Origin of the sequence: Streptomyces caelestis (genome assembly GCF_001279005.1) — a bacterium.
GTDB lineage: Bacteria > Actinomycetota > Actinomycetes > Streptomycetales > Streptomycetaceae > Streptomyces > Streptomyces heliomycini.
On record NZ_LGCN01000196.1, the window covers coordinates 204,906 to 221,346 of the forward strand.

Sequence of the window (16,441 nt, forward strand, 5' to 3'; positions counted from 1 at the left end):
TACCCCGGCACCGCGCACCTGATCCGGCACCTCCCACCGCCACCCGGACGGCCGGGGGACCGCACGGAGTCGGTCCGTGTGCACGTGGCGGGTCGCGAAGCCGACGACGGTGGCCACCGCCGCCGGCACCGCCACGCCGGTCAGCGCGGCCGGAAGACTGAACCAGTCCGCCATGAAGCCGATCGCGGGCGGGCCGAGGAGCATGCCGCCCTAGCCCAGGGCGGAGGCGGTGGCGAGCGCGCCCGCCCGCTCGACGGCCACGGGGAACGGGTTCGCGAGCCCGAGGCCGGTGACCGCGTAGCCGAGCAGGGCCGCCCACAGGGACGGCGCGGGCGCGCCGAGCAGCATGCCGGCCGCCGCGGTGGAACCGCCGGCGAGGACGGTGCGGGTCCGGCCCAGCCGCTCCAGCAGCGTCGTTCCGAAGAGCCGTCCGACCGTCATGGTGATCACGGCCCCGGCGGAGACGCCGAGCAGGGCCAGGCCGAGGGCGCTCGCGGAGGCGCCGGTCTGTTCCTTGACGGCGGGGATGCGTACCACCCAGCCGGCGAAGACGAAGCCGTCGAGGGCGAAGAAGGCGGTCAGGGCGAGACGGAGTCGGACGAGGTCGGCACCCGGCACCACACTGTGCGAACGGGCTTTGTTTATTAGCGACATAAAGTCAGGTCAGGGGGGTGTGCGACCCGGGGCGAGGGAGGCCGGACGGGGGTGGGCGCGGCCGGTGTGCCGCCGGAGGGGTGGAGGCGTTAACCCGTGTGAACCTCCTGGATGGTGGGACCGGGCGCCATGGCCGAGCGTGGATCATGCCGGAGCCCGGGACACCTGTGCTGACGAGGAGTCAGCTGCCCGGCCTCCCGTGGAAGGACTCCCAAGATGCGTTCTGCCCGCATGGTGCTCGCCACCGCGACGGCCACGGCGGCCCTCGCCATCGCCGCGCCCGCAGCCTACGCCGACCACTCGGGCGACGAGGGGCACGACAAGTCTTCCTACAGCAAGGAGCACGAGAAGGAGAGCAAGGAGCAGGGCCAGGAGGACAAGGAGTACGACAAGGAGAGCAAGGAGCAGGGCCAGGAGGACAAGGAGTACGGCGAGGAGAGCAAGGAGCAGGGCCAGGAGGACAAGGAGTACGGCGAGGAGAGCAAGGAGCAGGACAAGGAGGCCAAGGACTACGAGAAGGACGGCAAGGAGTACGACAAGGGGGCCAAGGAGTACGACAAGCCGCACGGCGGCATGAACACCGGCGGTGGGGCCCTGGCCGCCGTGAGCGAGGAGGACTGGGGCGCCGCCAAGGACCCGAAGTACGACCCCGAGACGTACAAGGAGAAGGACGACTCGCACGGCGAGGAGTCCTACGGCGGCAAGCAGGACAAGCAGGAGAAGGAGTGGAACAAGGAGAAGCCGCGCGGCGGGATGCACACCGGCGGCGGTGGGCTCGCCGAGTCCGGTGTCACCGCGGGCGGCCTGGCCGCACTGGCGGTCCTCGGCACCGGCGCCTACGCGCTGCGTCGTAGGAAGGCCGCCGGGAGCGTGGCCTGAGCCATGCCCGGCGCCATAAACGGGGCCGTCGTACGCGCCTCGCGCGTCATGACGGCCCCGCTCGCTCGTCCGTGTGCCGTGTCCGAATGAGGTGGTCCTCCCCATGCAGGCCAGTCCCCCTTCCCCCCTCGAAACAGATCAGACGTCGCCGACCCGGCGGAGGCTGCGCGCCGTCATGACGGCGGTCTTCTGGAGCGGTGCCGGCCTGCTGCTGGCCACGACGCTGATGGGCGGCGGGGAGGGCCCTCCCGACGACGCCCACGGGCCGCGCGCGGCCTCCGCGGTCTCCGCCGCGCCGTCCGCGAGCGCCTCGGCCGCCGGCGGGTCCGCCACCCGCGAGCCGGCGGCCGGGCCTCTGCCGCGGTCCGAGCCGACCCGGCTGCTCATCCCCGCCATCGACGTCGACGCCCCCTTCACCGACCTCGCCATCGGCGGCAAGGGGCGGCTGGAGCCACCTCCGCCCCACGACACCAACCTGGTCGGCTGGTACGCCAAGGGAGTCTCCCCGGGCGAACGCGGTACGGCGATCATCGCCGGGCATGTGGACACGACGACGTCCCCGGCCGTGTTCGCGCGGCTCGGCGAACTGGAGAAGGGCGACCGTTTCCGGGTGCTGCGCGCGGACGGCAGCAAGGCGACGTTCGTGGTGGACGAGACGGAGTCCTTCGAGAAGGACGACTTCCCCGACGAGCGGGTGTACGCCGACACCCCCGACGCCCAGGTGCGGCTCATCACCTGCGCCGGGGACTACGACCGCGCCGCCAAGGACTACACCGAGAACCTGGTGGTCTTCGCCCATCTCGTCTGAACCGGCTCCGAACCGGCCGGGACGGCGGACTGCCCGGAAGGGGGGAGAGCGCCTTCCGGGCAGCGGTCCGTCAGGCCACGGAGCAGTCCGCGCCGTTGAGGCTGAACGCCGTGGGGCCGGGGTTCGCGCCGGTCCGTGAGGCCGTGAAGCCGAGGCTGACGGAGCCCGAGGCGGGGATCGACGCGGTGTACGAGGCGGAGACGACGCTGACTGCGGAACCGCTCTGCGTCGGCGTACCGCCCCACATGTGGGTGATGCGCTGGTCGGCGGGGAAGGTCCAGCGCAGCGTCCAGCCGTTCACCGCCGAGCCGCCCGTGTTGCGGACGGTGACCTCGCCCTGGAACCCGCCGGGCCACTCGCCCGTCACCCGGTAGCCGATCTCGCAGGCGCGCGTCGTGCCGCCGGAGGACGTGGTGACGGTCACCGTGGCGGAGCGCTGCGAGCGGTTGCCGGCGGCGTCCCGGGCGTAGACGGCGAAGGTGTGGGACGTGGCCGGGGTGAGTCCGGTGACGGTGGCGGTGGTGCCGGCCGTCGTGACGACGGTGCTCTCCGCACCGCCGGCGATCCGCACGACGTCGTAGCCGGTGACCCCGTTCGCGTCGGTGGCGGCGCCCCAGGCGAGGGTCACGGACGAGGAGGTCACCGCCGAGGCGCTCGGAGCGCCGGGAGCGGTCGGGGGCGTGGTGTCGCCGCCGGAGCCGGACCCGTAGACCGCGGCCTCCTCGGACGTGGCGGCGATCCCGTCGGCGCCGTTGAAGATGCGCTCACCCCAGCCGGTCAGCTGGTTCGGGTCGAAGTTCGTGACCATGTCGAGGTACTCGACGCCGCCGCCGTTGCCGCTCCAGGACCAGCCGAGGTAGCCGAGGCCGAGCTGCCGGGTGACGGCCAGGATGGTGTCCTCGTCGGGGTCGCCGTCGGAGTGGTTGTGCCCGAACTCACCGACCACGATGGGGAGTTTCGCCGACACGAAGCGGCCCAGGTAGTCGCTGATCTCGGCGGCGGTGTCGAAGACGCCGTACATGTGGATGGAGAACACGGTGTTGGCGTCCGGGTCGGCGGCGAAGACCGAGGCGGCGTTGTCGCGCATGGTGAACGCCCAGTCCTGGCCCCAGTTGGGGGCGTCGACCATGATCGTGTGGTCGAATCCGGCGTTGCGCAGCTTCTGGATCGCGGCCTTGGTGTCGGCCGTCCAGGCCGTGTAACCGGTGTTGCCGTACGGCTCGTTGCCGATGTTGACGATGACGTGGTCCTCCTGGCCGGCCAGGGCGCTCTGGACGCTGATCCAGTAGTCGGCGGCGCGGGAGAGGGTGACCGCTCCGCTCTGCTCGCCGTAGCCGGTGGTGTCGTGCACCTCCAGGACGCAGATCAGCCGGTTCTGCTTGCACTGCGCGACGACGCCGGCCACGTCGGCGGTGTCGTTGCGGGTCCAGCGGTCGCCGCTGGAGAGGACGACGCGCACGGTGTTGGCGCCCTTGGCCTTGATGTGCGCCAGCGAGCCGAGCCGGTCGGCGTACCAGGTGTGCGCGTGGTTGACACCGCGCATCACGAAGTCGTTCCCGGACGCCTCGAGGAGCCGGCCGTTCTCCACCCGGAAACCGGGGGGCGCCGCGTGCGCCGGAGTGGTGAGGGCGAGGAACGGGAGGAGGAGTCCCAGGAGGACGGCGAGCAGGCCGGCGGTTCGTGGGGAGGCGGGCGTACGGGGTCTCATGGCGGCTCCAGTGGGGGTGCGGTTGGCTGTCCGTGCCGTGCGGTTGCTCTGTGCGCCGTGCGGTGGTCCGTGCCGTGCGTCAGGAGGTGGCCGTGCAGTCGACGGTCGCCGCCGGGGCGGTGGAGGTTGCCGGGGCGGTGGCGATGAGGCCGAAGGCGGCACTGGCCCCGGGCGCCAGGGTCCCGTTCCACTGCGCGTTGGTGACGGTGGCCGTGCCGTCGGCGGACGTGCCGAGGGTGCCGTTCCAGACCTGGCTCACCCGGGCGCCGTCGGCCGGTACGACCGTCACCGTCCAGCCCGTGACGGGGGCGGCGGAGGTGTTGCGCACCGTCACCTCGGCCTGGTACCCGCCCTGCCAGCCGGAGACCGCCCGGAAGGACGCGGTGCAGCCGGCGTCGCCGGGCTCCTCCGGGTCGTCCGGGTCGCCGGGGACGCCCGCCTCCAGGAGCGCGGCCAGGGCCGGGAACCAGCGCGCGGCGATCTTCTCGTTGCCGGCGGCGTTCGGGTGGACGCCGTCGTAGGTGTCGGTGGCCGTGTCGAACCCCGTCCACTGGTCGACCACGGTCACCGGGGAGCGGTCGGTGCTCGTCGCCGCGGCCCACGCGGGGATCCGGGCGTTGAAGTCGACCACGCGCTGGGCACAGGCGGCGCAGGTGCTGGGGTTCATCGGGATGATCCGGGCGACGAGGACCCGCATGTCCGGGTTGGACTCCCGCATCTGCCCCACGAGCCTGGTGTAGGCGGCGAGGATGCGGTCGGGGGAGACGTTGCTCCAGACGTCGTTCGTGCCGAAGTGCATGACAACGATGTCCGGCAGTGTCGCCGCCAGCCGCGCGGGGAGCAGGTTCCGGTCCGCCACGTTGGTGACCAGTTCGCCGCCGTGCCCTTCGTTGTCCCCGTCGTGGGCCACGCCGCAGCCCTGTGCGGGCAGGGTGCCGACGAAGTCGATGTCCGTGTGTCCGGCGTCCAGCAGCCGGTTCCACAGCAGGGCCCGCCAGCAGCCCGGCGACCCGGTGATCGAGTCGCCGAGCGGCATGACGCGCACCGGGTCGGCCGCCGCCGGCGAGGCCGCCGCGGTCGGTGCGGGGGCCGGTCCGAGGAGGAGCAGGGCGGCCAGCAGGCCGAGGAGCGGAAGCGTGCGTAAGCGCAGGGGGAGGATGCCGCGCATGGTTGTTCCCCTTCCGTAGAGGATGTGGGAGCGCTCCCATGCAGGACATCAAGCCATTGTTGTCATTGACGCGTCAAGAGGTGGGGTCGAGGTCGGTGCCCGCGAAGGGCCGGACCTCGCCCTCCGGCCCGCCCGCTCGCCGTGGTGGACGGGCGGGCCGCGACCACCGTACGGCCGGGTTCGTCGCGGGCCGGGCCGGTCCTGCGGTGCCGCGGCGGGGAGCCGGGTGGGTACCGCCGGGAGCATCGTGCCGTCGCCCAGGGGCGCCGTGCGCGGTACGAGGGCGCCCTCCCCGGCGATCCGGAGCAGGTCCGGGAGCGCGTAGGGCCCGGCGCCCTCGAGGCCGGCCTGGCGGCCCATGCCGCCGAGGCCCGCCGCGGCCGTCCGGCTCAGCGGGTCGCCCGCAGGCCGGACCCGCCCTCGGGGCCGTGGTCGTGCGTCCCGTGCCGTGGGCGGAGCCGACGTACCGCGGGCGCACCGGCCGGTGTGATCCGTGCCCGCCCGTCGGGGCACGCGCGCCCCGACGGGCGGAACCCGCGAGCGGTCAGGCCCCGGCGCCCTTCCGGGGCAGCGCCTTGCGCACCAGCGGCCAGGCCAGCAGCAGCACGACGACCGCGTAAACGATCACCGAGAACGGCGTGTCGGCCAGCCCCGTGACGCTGCCGTCGCTGATCTGCAGGGCGCGGCGCAGCTGCTGTTCGGCGGCCGGGCCGAGGATGACGCCGATGACGGCGGGCAGCACCGGCAGCCCGTACCGCCGCATGCCGAAGCCGATCAGACCGATGACCAGCAGGATCACCAGGTCGATCACCTCGCCGCCGACCGCGTACGCGCCCACCGCCGCGAAGAACATGATCCCGGCGTAGAGGTACGGCCGCGGGATGCGCAGCAGCTTCGCCCACACCGGGGCCAGCGGCAGGTTGAGGGCGAGCAGCAGCACCATGCCGACGAACAGCGAGGCGATCAGGCCCCACACCAAGTCCGGTTCGCGCTCGAAGAGCAGCGGGCCGGGCTGGATGCCGTACTGCTGGAACGCGGCCAGCATCACCGCGGCGACCGCCGTGGTCGGCAGGCCCAGGGTCAGCATCGACACCAGCGTGCCCGCCGCCGAGGCCGACGCCGCCGACTCCGGGCCCGCGACGCCCTCGATGGCGCCCTTGCCCCACTCGTCCTTGTGCTTCGACAGCCGCTTCTCCGTGACGTACGACAGGAAGGTCGGGATCTCCGCGCCGCCCGCCGGGATCGCGCCGAACGGGAAGCCGATGAACGGACCGCGCACCCAGGACTTCCAGGTGCGCCGCACATCGGCACGGCCCAGCCAGGGCCGGCCCACCGGGATCGGGTCCGGCGGCCGGCGCCGCAGATGCGCGGCGACCCAGAGCGCCTCACCGATGGCGAACAGGCCCACCGCGACGATCACCACGTCGACGCCGTCGGCGAGTTGCAGCGAGCCGAACGTCAGCCGCTGCTGGCCGGTCATCCGGTCCAGACCCACCAGACCGATCGTCAGACCGATCAGCAGCGAGGCCATGCCCCGGATCCGGGACGAACCCAGCACCGACGTCACGGCGATGAACGCCAGCACCATGATGGCGAAGTAGTCCGGGGCGCCGATGTCCACCGCCAGGTCGGCGACCGTCGGGGCCAGCGCGACCAGCAGGAGCGTGCCGACCATGCCGCCCGCGAAGTGCCCGATGGCGGCGGCCGCGAGGGCCTGGGCGCCGCGCCCCGACTTGGCCATGGGGTTGCCCTCCATGGCCGCGACCACCGCCGCGCTCTCCCCGGGCGTGTTCAGCAGGATCGAGGTCGTCGAACCGCCGAACATCGCGCCGTAGTAGATCCCGGCGAACATGATGAACGCGCCGGTCGGGTCGAGTCCGTACGTCACCGGCAGCAGCAGCGCCACCGCCATCGCCGGACCGATGCCGGGCAGCACCCCGATCGCCGTGCCGAGCAGCACGCCCACGGCGGCCCAGAGCAGGTTGAGCGGGGTGAGGGCCGTACCGAAGCCGTCCATGAGGGAGTCGAGGGCGTTCACGTCACAGCACTCCCATCAGCGGACCGCCGGGCAGCGGCACTCCGAGCAGGTGGTCGAACACGGCGTAGGTGACGAAGGAGAGCACCGCCGCGATCAGCGGATCGCGGTCGGCTCTGCGGCTGCCGAGCGCGAAGGCCGCGCCCCAGAAGAGCAGCGCGCCCGCGACCGGGAAGCCGAGCGGCTCGATGAGGACGGCGGCGCCGAGGAACACCCCGGTCAGCAGCAGTACCGTGCGCCAGTCGGCGGGTTCGGACAGGTCGACGTCCTCGCCGGTCTCGGCCTGGCCCCGGCCGCCGCGCAGGACGTCCACCGCGAGCAGGGCGGCGACGACGAGCAGGCCGGCGCCGACCACGACCGGCACGGTCCGCGGGCCGACGGGCCCGCGCTGGGCGATGTCGACGTCCATGGTGAGGGCGTCGGTCAGGACGAGTACGCCGAGCGCCAGCAGCAGGACGCAGACGCCGAGTTCGGAGTGGTCGCGGAGCCAGGAGCGCCGCTCGGCGGCGGGCTCCGGGGAGGTGCCGGTGTCCGGTGTCGTCACAGTCCGAGCTCCTTCAGCACCGAGACCACGCGCTTGTCCTCCGCGTCCAGGAACGCGCCGAACTCCTCGCCGGCCAGGAAGGCGTCGTCCCAGCCGTTGCGCTCCATCGACTCCCGCCACTCGTCCGAGGCGTGCAGTTCCCGCACCAGGCGCACGAGCTTGTCGCGCTCGGCGTCGGTGAGGCCGGGCGGGGCGACGATGCCGCGCCAGTTGGTGAAGCGCACGTCGTAGCCCGCCTCCTCGAGCGTGGGCGCGTCGAGGCCGGCGACCCGCTCCGGGCCGGTGACCGCGAGCAGGCGCAGCTCGCCGGACGTGATCTGGTCGAGGTACTCACCGACACCGGAGACGCCGAAGGCGACCTTGCCGCCGAGGATCGAGGCGAGCAGTTCGCCGCCGCCGTCGAAGGGGATGTAGTTGACCTGCTCCGGGGGGATCCCGGCGGCCCGCGCCATCAGCATCGGCGCGAGGTGGTCGGGCCCGCCGGGGGAGGAGCCGCCGCCCACCGGGAGTTTTCCGGGGTTCTCCTTCCAGGCGCCGATCAGATCGTCGATCGTCGCGTACGGGGAGTCCTTCCCGACCACGACGACGTCCTGCTCCTCGGTGAGCCGGGCGATCGGGGTGGTGTCCGCGAGGGTCTTCGGCGCGTCGTTGGAGCGGACGGCGCCGACCACGCCCAGGCCCATCGACATGGCGAGCCTGCCGTTGCCGTGCTCGCTCACCAGCCGGCTCAGGCCCACGGTGCCGCCGGCGCCGGGCAGGTTGAACACCTCGACGGTATGGGTGAGTCCGGCGTCCTCGGCGTTCCTCGCGGCCGTGCGGGCCGTGATGTCGTAGCCGCCGCCGGGCGAGTTGGGAACCATGAGGCGCAGGCCCGGGATCTGTGTGCCGGTCTCGGCGCCGTCGCCGGTCGTGAGCAGCGGCGGGCCCACGAGCACGAGTACGGCGGCCCCGAGCAGGGCGAGGGGTGTGCGCAGGCGCACGAGTGCCACCACCTGTCGGTCGGTCGTCTGGGATCACGTCAGGCCCCGCGGGGAGGGTGACGCGGGCCACATGGTGCCCGCGCGCCGCCGGACTGTCGCGCTTGCGGAACCAATGGAGGTTGTGGTCATTGCGTCAGCGCGGGTGTGCCGGTGGTGCACGTCCCTTTCCCCGGCCGCAGGTGGGGGCCATGATGGGCGGTTCCGGCGCCCGCGCGGCGCTGCGTCGCGGCCGCCGGAGGGGACGGCCGCCGCCCGGGCGGCCGCGGTCACCTCACCGGCGCGGTGGCGGAAGGGGCGGAAGCGATGAGCAGCACGCGGGACGGGCGGTCCGCGGCCGTCGACGCGATCGGTGTGCTCGTGGTCGACGACGACTTCCGGGTGGCCCGGGTGCACCGTGCCTACGTCGAACGCCTCGACGTGTTCCGGGTCGTGGGCGTCGCGGGGACCGGTGAGCAGGCGATCGCCGCCGTGGACGAACTCCGTCCCGATCTGGTGCTGCTCGACCTGTACCTGCCCGATCTGTTCGGTCTCGACGTCGTCGCCCGGCTGCGGGCCGCCGGGCACGACTGCGACGTGATGGTCATCAGCGCCGCCCGGGAGGCGGACGCGGTGCGCGGCGCGGTCCGGCACGGGGTCGTCGACTATCTGCTCAAGCCGTTCGACTTCGAGGACCTGCGGGGGCGGCTGGAGCGTTACGCCGGCCGGCGCGGCCGGCTGCTCGACACGGTGGTCCGCGGTCAGGCGGACGTCGACCGGGTGCTGGCCGGGGCGGCGGGGCCGGTGCGCCCGGGGCTGCCCAAGGGCATGAGCGCGGAGACCGCCGGGCTGGTCGAGCGCACCCTGCGCGAAAGCGACGGCACCCTGTCGGCCACCGAGTGCGCCGCCCTGACCGGGGTCTCGCGGGTCAGCGCCCGCCGGTACCTGGAGTACTTCCACACCGTGGGCGCCGCGGAGGTGTCGCTGCGGTACGGGGCGACGGGGCGGCCCGAGCGGCGGTACCGGTTCCTGGGGCGGGGCGGGGGACCGCGGTCGGGGGACGGGGCGCGGGCGTAGGGGTGGTCCGGAGCCGGATTTCGGTTCCGGGCGGTCCCGAATACGGGGTCCGGGGTTGTTCCCGTCGGCGGGCGGGCCTAGGGTCGACGGTGAGGGAAAGCGCTTTCTAACGCTTTCCGGCCTGCCTACGCCGTCGTTCCGAGGAGCGCCGCATGTCCTTGCCCCCCGTCCGCCGCCGTGTCGCCGTCGTGGGCACCGGCGCCATCGTCAGCGAAGGCCACCTGCCCGCGCTGCGCGACCACGCCGACCGCACCGAACTGGTCGCCGCCGTCGACGTGGACCAGGGCCGGCTCGACGCCTTCCGCGCGTCCGCGGGGGGACGGGTCGCCGGATTCACCTCGATGGGCGCGATGCTGGACGCCGTACGGCCGGACCTGGTGCTGATCGGGACCCCGCCGTCGCTCCACCGGGAGCAGACGGTGGCCGCGCTCAAGGCCGGCGCCTGGGTGCTGTGCGAGAAGCCGCTGTGCCTGTCGCTCGCCGAGTACGACGACATCGCGGCCGCCGAGGAGGCATCGGGGGCGTACGCGTCCGTGGTCTTCCAGCACCGCTACGGCTCCGGCGCCGTCCACGCCCGCGAACTGATCCGCGGCGGTGAGCTGGGCGCCCCGCTGGTCGCGCACTGCCAGACCACCTGGCACCGGGACGCCGCGTACTACTCCGTGCCCTGGCGCGGACGCTGGGCCACCGAGGGCGGCGGGCCGACGATGGGGCACGGCATCCACCAGTTCGACCTGCTGCTGCACCTGCTGGGGGAGTGGGAGGAGATACGGGCCATGGCGGCGCGCCTCGTCCACGACACCGAGGGGGAGGACGTCTCCACCGCCCTGGTCCGCTTCCGCGGCGGTGCGCTCGCGACCGTCGTCAACAGCGTGCTCTCACCGGACGAGGTGAGCCGCGTCCGCGTCGACTGCGCGGACGCGACGGTCGAACTCACCCACCTGTACGGGCATTCCAACGGCGACTGGAGCTACACCCCGGCCCGGCACGTCCCCGCCGAGCGCGCCGAGGCGTGGCGTACGCCCGCACAGGACGTGCCCAGTTCGCACACCGCGCAGCTGGGGGCCCTGCTCGATGCCTACGACGCCGGCACCCGGCCGCCGGGGAGCGGACCGGAGGCGCGGAGCACGCTCGAGTTCGCCGCCGCCCTCTACAAGGCCGCGTTCACCGGGCTGCCGGTGCGGGCCGGGGAGATCGGCCCCGGTGATCCGTTCCACGCGGCCATGCACGGCGGTCACCCCGACTGGGCGCCCGAGGAGCACTGATGAGCATCCGCGTCACTCATGAGATCGGCGAGGCCGTGGTGGTGGCCGCCGGGGGCACGGAGATCCTGCGGTACGTCTACCGGCCCGATCCCGAGGCGTTCGAGTCCCGGAAACCGTACGCCCATCCGGTGCGGACGCTGGGCGGGCGCACGGTCACCGGGTACCGGCCGAACGACCACCGCTGGCACAAGGGGCTGCAGATGACGGCCAGCCACCTGTCGGGACAGAACTTCTGGGGCGGTAACTCGTACGTGCACGGGCGGGGTTATCTGCCGCTGCCCGAGCGCATCGGATCGATGCGGCACGACGGGTTCTCCGCCTTCGGGGCCGGGGGCGACAGGTTCGACTGCGCCGAGGACCTGACGTGGGTGGAGAACGGCGGCGCCGAGTGGGCGCGCGAGGAGCGCGGACTGAGCGTCCACTCGGTGGACGAGGAGGCCGGGGCCTGGGTGCTGGACTGGTCGATCCGGCTCACGAACCTGCGTGACGTGGCGCTGGAGTTCGGTTCACCCACCACCGCCGGCCGTGAGATGGCCGGCTACACCGGGCTGCAGTGGCGCGGGCCGCGCGACTTCACGGGAGGCACGGTCCTCGTGCCGGACGTCGGCGCGGGCGCAGGTGCGGAGGCCGGGAAACTCATGGGCACGCAGGGGCCGTGGCTCTCGTTCAGCGCCGAACACGACGAGCACGACGCTCACTCCACGCTCGTCTTCGCCCACGCGCCGGAGAACCTCGACGGGAGCGCCGTCCACCCGTCGCACTGGTTCGTGCGCGCGCAGCCCATACCGTCGGTGGCGTTCTCCTGGGCGTTCTTCGAGGAGTTCGCGCTGCCGCCGGGGGAGTCCTTCTCGTACCGCTACCGGATCGTGGTCGCGGACGGCGCGTGGGACCGGGAGCGGGTGGAGGCGCACCTGGACGGTCTGCCGTGGTGAGCGGCCCCGCTCCGCTTCCCGGCGCGGTCGGTCTCTCGCATCTCGACGCCTACGACGGGGAGGCCGCCGCCTCCACGGGCCGGCCCTGGCGGACGGCCACGAGGACGTGGCGCGTGCCCTGACCCATGTCTTCGGCGAGGCGACCTGTCCGCAGTGCGAGAGGCGCTGCTCCGTCGTCGGACAGGTCATCGCTCGTCCGGGCTGAGCCCGCGGGCGCGGGAACACGGCCGACGGGACGGCGCACCGCCCCCGTCACCGGCGTCCGCGGGTCACGGCCGGCGCAGGAGCCGCATCCGGTGCGGTGCGTACGACGCCGGAAGCCGGGCCGCCCCCACGGCCAGCGCGGTGGCGGCGCTGGCGATGCCCAGGATCGCCCCGGCGGCCACATCGCCCGGATAGTGCACACCGGTGTGCACCCGCGAGTACCCCACCGCACACGCGAGCGCCCCCAGCGGCACGGACGCCGCGGGCAGCACCGTCCCGACCGCCGTGGCGAACGCGACCGCCGACGCCGTGTGCCCCGAGGGGAACGACGCCGACGTCGGCATGGGCACGTGCCGGTCCACGGTCACCCGCGCGGCCTCCCGGTCCGGCCGCGCCCTGCGCACCAGCCGCTTCCCCAGCAGGTTCGCCGACGCCGACGCCACGGCGACCGCCCCCACCCCCGCCAGCGCCGCCCGCCGCGGCCGTGCCCCGCTCAGCGCGAGGACCCCGGCGACGGCGAACGAGATCTTGGAGTGGTCGGCCGTGTGGGACAGCCTGCGCAACGCCCGGTCGAGCGTCGGCGTCGGCGTGGCGGCGACCGCCGCGTACAGGGCGCCGTCCACCGCTCTGAGGTCGCCGAGGACCGCGGCGGCGACCCTGCGCAGTCCGTCGGCGGGCGGTACGTGCCTGGTGAGCGGACGGCTGACGTCCTGGTCGGTGGTGGGCGGCTCGCTCATCTGTCTCTCCCGCGGTGTCATCGTGGGCGAATCACCAGGTGCCCACGGTACGCATGATCCATCCGCACGGACGCGCCCACCCCGGTCAGCCGGCCCGGAAAGTACGCAGGCGCAGCGAGTTGCCGACCACGAAGACCGAGGAGAAGGCCATGGCCGCCCCGGCGAGCATCGGGTTGAGCAGTCCGGCCGCGGCGAGCGGCAGGGCGGCGACGTTGTAGGCGAAGGCCCAGAACAGGTTGGACCGGATGGTGCCCAGGGTGCGTCGGGCGAGCCGGACGGCGTCCGCCGCGGCACGCAGGTCCCCTCGGACGAGGGTGAGGTCGCCGGCCTCGATCGCGGCGTCCGTGCCGGTGCCCATGGCCAGGCCCAGGTCGGCCTGGGCGAGCGCCGCCGCGTCGTTGACCCCGTCGCCGACCATGGCGACCGAACGGCCCTCCGTCTGAAGCCGCTTGACCACGTCCACCTTGTCCTGCGGCAGCACCTCGGCGATGACGTCCTCGACGCCGACCTCGCGGGCGACGGTCCGGGCCACCGCCTCGTTGTCCCCGGTCAGGAGGATGGGCCGCAGACCGAGCGCGCGGAGCCGGCGGATCGCCTCGGGGCTCGTCTCCTTCACGGCGTCGGCGATCTCCAGCACGGCGCGCGCCGTACCGTCCCACGCGGCCAGGACCGCGGTGTGTCCGGCCCGCTCCGCCCGCTCCACGGCCCGGGCCAGGTCCTCGGGCAGTTCCAGGGACCACTCCCGCAGCAGCCGGTCCCGGCCGACGAGGACCGCGTGTCCGTCGACGACGCCCTGGACGCCGAGGCCGGGGACGCCCGCGAAGTCCTCCGGTACGGGCAGCTCGCCCAGCTTCTCCCGTGCGCCGTCGGCGACGGCCCGTGCGATCGGGTGCTCCGAGGAGTGCTCCAACGCGCCCGCGAGCCGCAGCACTTCGGTCTCGTCGACGCCGTCGGCCGGATGCACGGCCAGCAGGGTCATCCGGCCCGTGGTCACCGTGCCGGTCTTGTCCAGGACCACCGTGTCGACGCGGCGGGTGGACTCCAGGACCTCGGGACCCTTGATGAGGATGCCGAGCTGGGCGCCGCGTCCGGTGCCGACCAGCAGGGCGGTGGGGGTGGCGAGTCCGAGGGCGCAGGGGCAGGCGATGATCAGGACCGCCACGGCGGCGGTGAACGCGGCCGTCGGTCCGGCGCCGTTGCCGAGCCAGAAGCCCAGGGTGCCCAGCGCCAGGGCGATGACGACGGGGACGAAGACGGCGGAGACGCGGTCGGCGAGCCGCTGGGCTGCGGCCTTGCCGTTCTGCGCGTCCTCCACCAGCCGTGCCGTGCGCGCCAGCCGGGTGTCGGCCCCGACCCGTGTGGCCTCCACGACCAGCCGTCCGTCCACGTTGACCGTGGCCCCGGTGACCGGATCGCCGACGGCCACCTCCACCGGCACCGACTCACCGGTGAGCATCGACGCGTCCACCGCGGAGGAACCCTCGACGACGGTCCCGTCGGTCGCGATCTTCTCGCCGGGGCGCACCAGGAAGCGGTCGCCCGTGCGCAACTCGGCCACGGGAACCGTCTTCTCCCCTCCGTCGGGGGTCAGTAAGGCGACGTCCTTCGCGCCCAGTTCGAGCAGTGCCCTCAGCGCCGCGCCGGCCTTCCGCTTGGCGCGCGCCTCGAAGTACCGCCCGGCCAGGACGAAGGCGGTCACGCCGGCGGCGGCCTCCAGGTAGATGTTCCCGGCGCCGTCGCCGCGGGCGATGGTCAGCTCGAACGGGTGCGTCATGCCCGGTGTGCCCGCGGTGCCGAGGAACAGCGCCCACAGCGACCACAGGAACGCCGCCGACGTGCCGACCGAGACCAGCGTGTCCATGGTGGCCGCGCCGTGCCGGGCGTTGGTGAAGGCGGCCTTGTGGAAGGGCCACGCCGCGTACGTCACGACCGGAGCGGCCAGGGTCAGCGACAGCCACTGCCAGTACTCGAACTGCAGGGCGGGGACCATGGCCATCGCCACGACGGGCGCCGCCAGTGCGGTTGCCGTGACCAGTCGCCGTCCGAGCGGCCGGAGTTCGCCGGAGTCGTCCTCCTTCCGGGAGGGCTCGTCGGATGGTGCGGGCCGCTCGGCCGTGTATCCGGTGGCCTCGACGGTGGCGATCAGGTCGGCCACGGTGGTCTCGCCGCCGTAGCTGACCCTGGCCTTCTCGGTGGCGTAGTTGACGGTGGCGGCGACCCCCTCCATCCGGTTGAGCTTCTTCTCGATCCGCGCGGCGCACGAGGCGCAGGTCATCCCGCCGATGGCGAGTTCCACCTCGGCGATGTCGGCGCCCGCTGTACGGACGGTCATGGCTGCTCCTGGAACAGATGGGTGACGGATACGGGGCAGGGGTATCGGGGCGAGTGATCCATGTATACCCCGGGCGGGTATGTGTGGCAAGGATTCCATGAGTTGACTTCATACCCCGTGGGGGTATCTTGAGCTGTATCGAGCGGCTCGTGGCGAGCCGCCGGCCCCCTTTCCGAGGAGAGACGGTCATGAACACCGGACTGAAGATCACCGCGTTCGCCGCCGCCCTGGCCGCCGCCTTCGGCACGGCCTACGGCGTCGGGGAGAGCCTTGATCCGGTCGTCGCGGACCGGGCGCCGGCGCACGACGAGCGGCACACCCCGCCCTCGACGGAGGCGGACGGTCACGCGGGGCACGACACGCCGCCGGCGGGAGGGCTCCAGATCTCCGAGAGCGGCTACCGGCTCGATCTGCGGACCCCGCGCGTCACCGCCGGGCACCGCACCGAGCTGCGCTTCGCCGTCCGGGACGACCACGGCCGGGCGGTCACCGAGTACCGCCGCGAACACGACAAGGAGCTCCACCTCATCGTCGCCTCGCGCGACCTGCTCACCTACCGCCACCTGCACCCCACCCGCGCCGCCGACGGCACCTGGACCACCCCCGTCGACCTGCCCCGCGCCGGCGGCTACCGGGTCTTCGCCGACTTCACCCCGGCTGCCGAGGGCGCGCGCGACCTCACGCTCGGGGCGGACCTCGCCGCCTCCGGTCCCTACCGGCCGCAGGAGCTGCCGCGGGCCGTCGGCACGGCCCGTGTCGACGGCTACGAGGTCGAGCTGGCCGGGGCCCTGCGCCCCGGGCGGGCGAGCGAACTGAGCCTGTCGGTCTCGCACGGGGGGAAGCCCGTCACCGACCTCCAGCCCTACCTCGGCGCCTACGGCCACCTGGTCGCCCTGCGCGCCGGGGACCTCGCCTACCTGCACGTCCACCCGACCGGCGCACCCGGCGACGGGAGGACCGGGCCCGGCCCGGCGGTCTCCTTCACGGCCACGGCGCCCAGCAGCGGCGACTACCGGCTGTTCCTGGACTTCAAGCACGACGGCGTCGTCCGTACCGCCGCGTTCACGGTCCACGCCGGAGCGGCGGAGGAGGCGGCCCCGCCGGCGCCGGAGCACTCCGACGGCCACGGGCACTGAGCGCAC

At 73.5% G+C, this 16,441-nt stretch carries 13 protein-coding genes and 1 pseudogene; 6 read left to right on the plus strand and 8 right to left on the minus strand.

The window, feature by feature from the left end; translation table 11 throughout:
• Window positions 1-87: 87 nt before the first annotated feature.
• Window positions 88-618 (minus strand): annotated as a pseudogene (locus ADK41_RS18790) (hypothetical protein); the annotation flags it as partial.
• A 252-nt stretch (window positions 619-870) separates the two neighbouring features.
• Between ADK41_RS18790 and ADK41_RS18795 the strand changes: the two are divergent.
• The gene (locus ADK41_RS18795) at window positions 871-1,533 is read left to right on the plus strand and encodes a hypothetical protein (protein WP_030822704.1); all 663 of its coding nucleotides are present in this window, start codon (window positions 871-873) and stop codon (window positions 1,531-1,533) included.
• 175 nt (window positions 1,534-1,708) lie between these two features.
• The gene (locus tag ADK41_RS18800) at window positions 1,709-2,341 is read left to right on the plus strand and encodes a class F sortase (RefSeq protein WP_030822707.1); all 633 of its coding nucleotides are present in this window, start codon (window positions 1,709-1,711) and stop codon (window positions 2,339-2,341) included.
• Between the two features lie 70 nt (window positions 2,342-2,411).
• Here the strand turns inward: ADK41_RS18800 and ADK41_RS18805 are convergent, their stop codons facing one another.
• The 5 genes from ADK41_RS18805 to ADK41_RS18825 form a co-directional block, all read right to left on the minus strand.
• The gene (locus ADK41_RS18805; RefSeq protein WP_030822710.1) at window positions 2,412-4,049 is read right to left on the minus strand and encodes a cellulase family glycosylhydrolase; all 1,638 of its coding nucleotides are present in this window, start codon (window positions 4,047-4,049) and stop codon (window positions 2,412-2,414) included.
• A gap of 79 nt (window positions 4,050-4,128) precedes the next feature.
• Window positions 4,129-5,217, minus strand: coding sequence for a GDSL-type esterase/lipase family protein (locus tag ADK41_RS18810; RefSeq protein WP_030822712.1), 1,089 nt, complete (start codon window positions 5,215-5,217; stop codon window positions 4,129-4,131).
• A 544-nt stretch (window positions 5,218-5,761) separates the two neighbouring features.
• Complete coding sequence (locus ADK41_RS18815; RefSeq protein WP_030822715.1) at window positions 5,762-7,255, minus strand: tripartite tricarboxylate transporter permease; 1,494 nt, start codon at window positions 7,253-7,255, stop codon at window positions 5,762-5,764.
• A 1-nt stretch (window position 7,256) separates the two neighbouring features.
• Window positions 7,257-7,796, minus strand: coding sequence for a tripartite tricarboxylate transporter TctB family protein (locus ADK41_RS18820; protein ID WP_030822717.1), 540 nt, complete (start codon window positions 7,794-7,796; stop codon window positions 7,257-7,259).
• A complete protein-coding gene (locus tag ADK41_RS18825) occupies window positions 7,793-8,776 on the minus strand; it encodes a Bug family tripartite tricarboxylate transporter substrate binding protein (RefSeq protein WP_030822719.1) in 984 nt (327 codons plus the stop codon). The genes ADK41_RS18820 and ADK41_RS18825 overlap by 4 nt, the downstream gene beginning before the upstream one ends.
• A 303-nt stretch (window positions 8,777-9,079) precedes the next feature.
• Here ADK41_RS18825 and ADK41_RS18830 point away from each other — a divergent pair, with 303 nt between their 5' ends.
• From ADK41_RS18830 to ADK41_RS18840, 3 genes are all read left to right on the plus strand, one after another.
• On the plus strand, window positions 9,080-9,829 hold the full coding sequence (locus ADK41_RS18830) for a response regulator (RefSeq protein WP_037803725.1): 750 nt from the start codon (window positions 9,080-9,082) through the stop codon (window positions 9,827-9,829).
• A gap of 152 nt (window positions 9,830-9,981) precedes the next feature.
• Complete coding sequence (locus tag ADK41_RS18835) at window positions 9,982-11,094, plus strand: Gfo/Idh/MocA family protein (protein WP_030822725.1); 1,113 nt, start codon at window positions 9,982-9,984, stop codon at window positions 11,092-11,094.
• A complete protein-coding gene (locus tag ADK41_RS18840; RefSeq protein WP_030822728.1) occupies window positions 11,094-12,026 on the plus strand; it encodes a PmoA family protein in 933 nt (310 codons plus the stop codon). Before ADK41_RS18835 ends, ADK41_RS18840 begins: the two co-directional genes overlap by 1 nt.
• Before the next feature lie 269 nt (window positions 12,027-12,295).
• Here the strand turns inward: ADK41_RS18840 and ADK41_RS18845 are convergent, their stop codons facing one another.
• On the minus strand, window positions 12,296-12,967 hold the full coding sequence (locus ADK41_RS18845) for a phosphatase PAP2 family protein (protein WP_051843045.1): 672 nt from the start codon (window positions 12,965-12,967) through the stop codon (window positions 12,296-12,298).
• An 85-nt stretch (window positions 12,968-13,052) separates the two neighbouring features.
• Complete coding sequence (locus ADK41_RS18850) at window positions 13,053-15,299, minus strand: heavy metal translocating P-type ATPase (protein WP_030822732.1); 2,247 nt, start codon at window positions 15,297-15,299, stop codon at window positions 13,053-13,055.
• A 188-nt stretch (window positions 15,300-15,487) separates the two neighbouring features.
• Between ADK41_RS18850 and ADK41_RS18855 the strand changes: the two genes are divergently transcribed.
• Window positions 15,488-16,435: a hypothetical protein gene (locus tag ADK41_RS18855; RefSeq protein ID WP_030822735.1), complete on the plus strand. Its 948-nt coding sequence runs from the start codon at window positions 15,488-15,490 to the stop codon at window positions 16,433-16,435.
• Window positions 16,436-16,441: the final 6 nt, after the last annotated feature.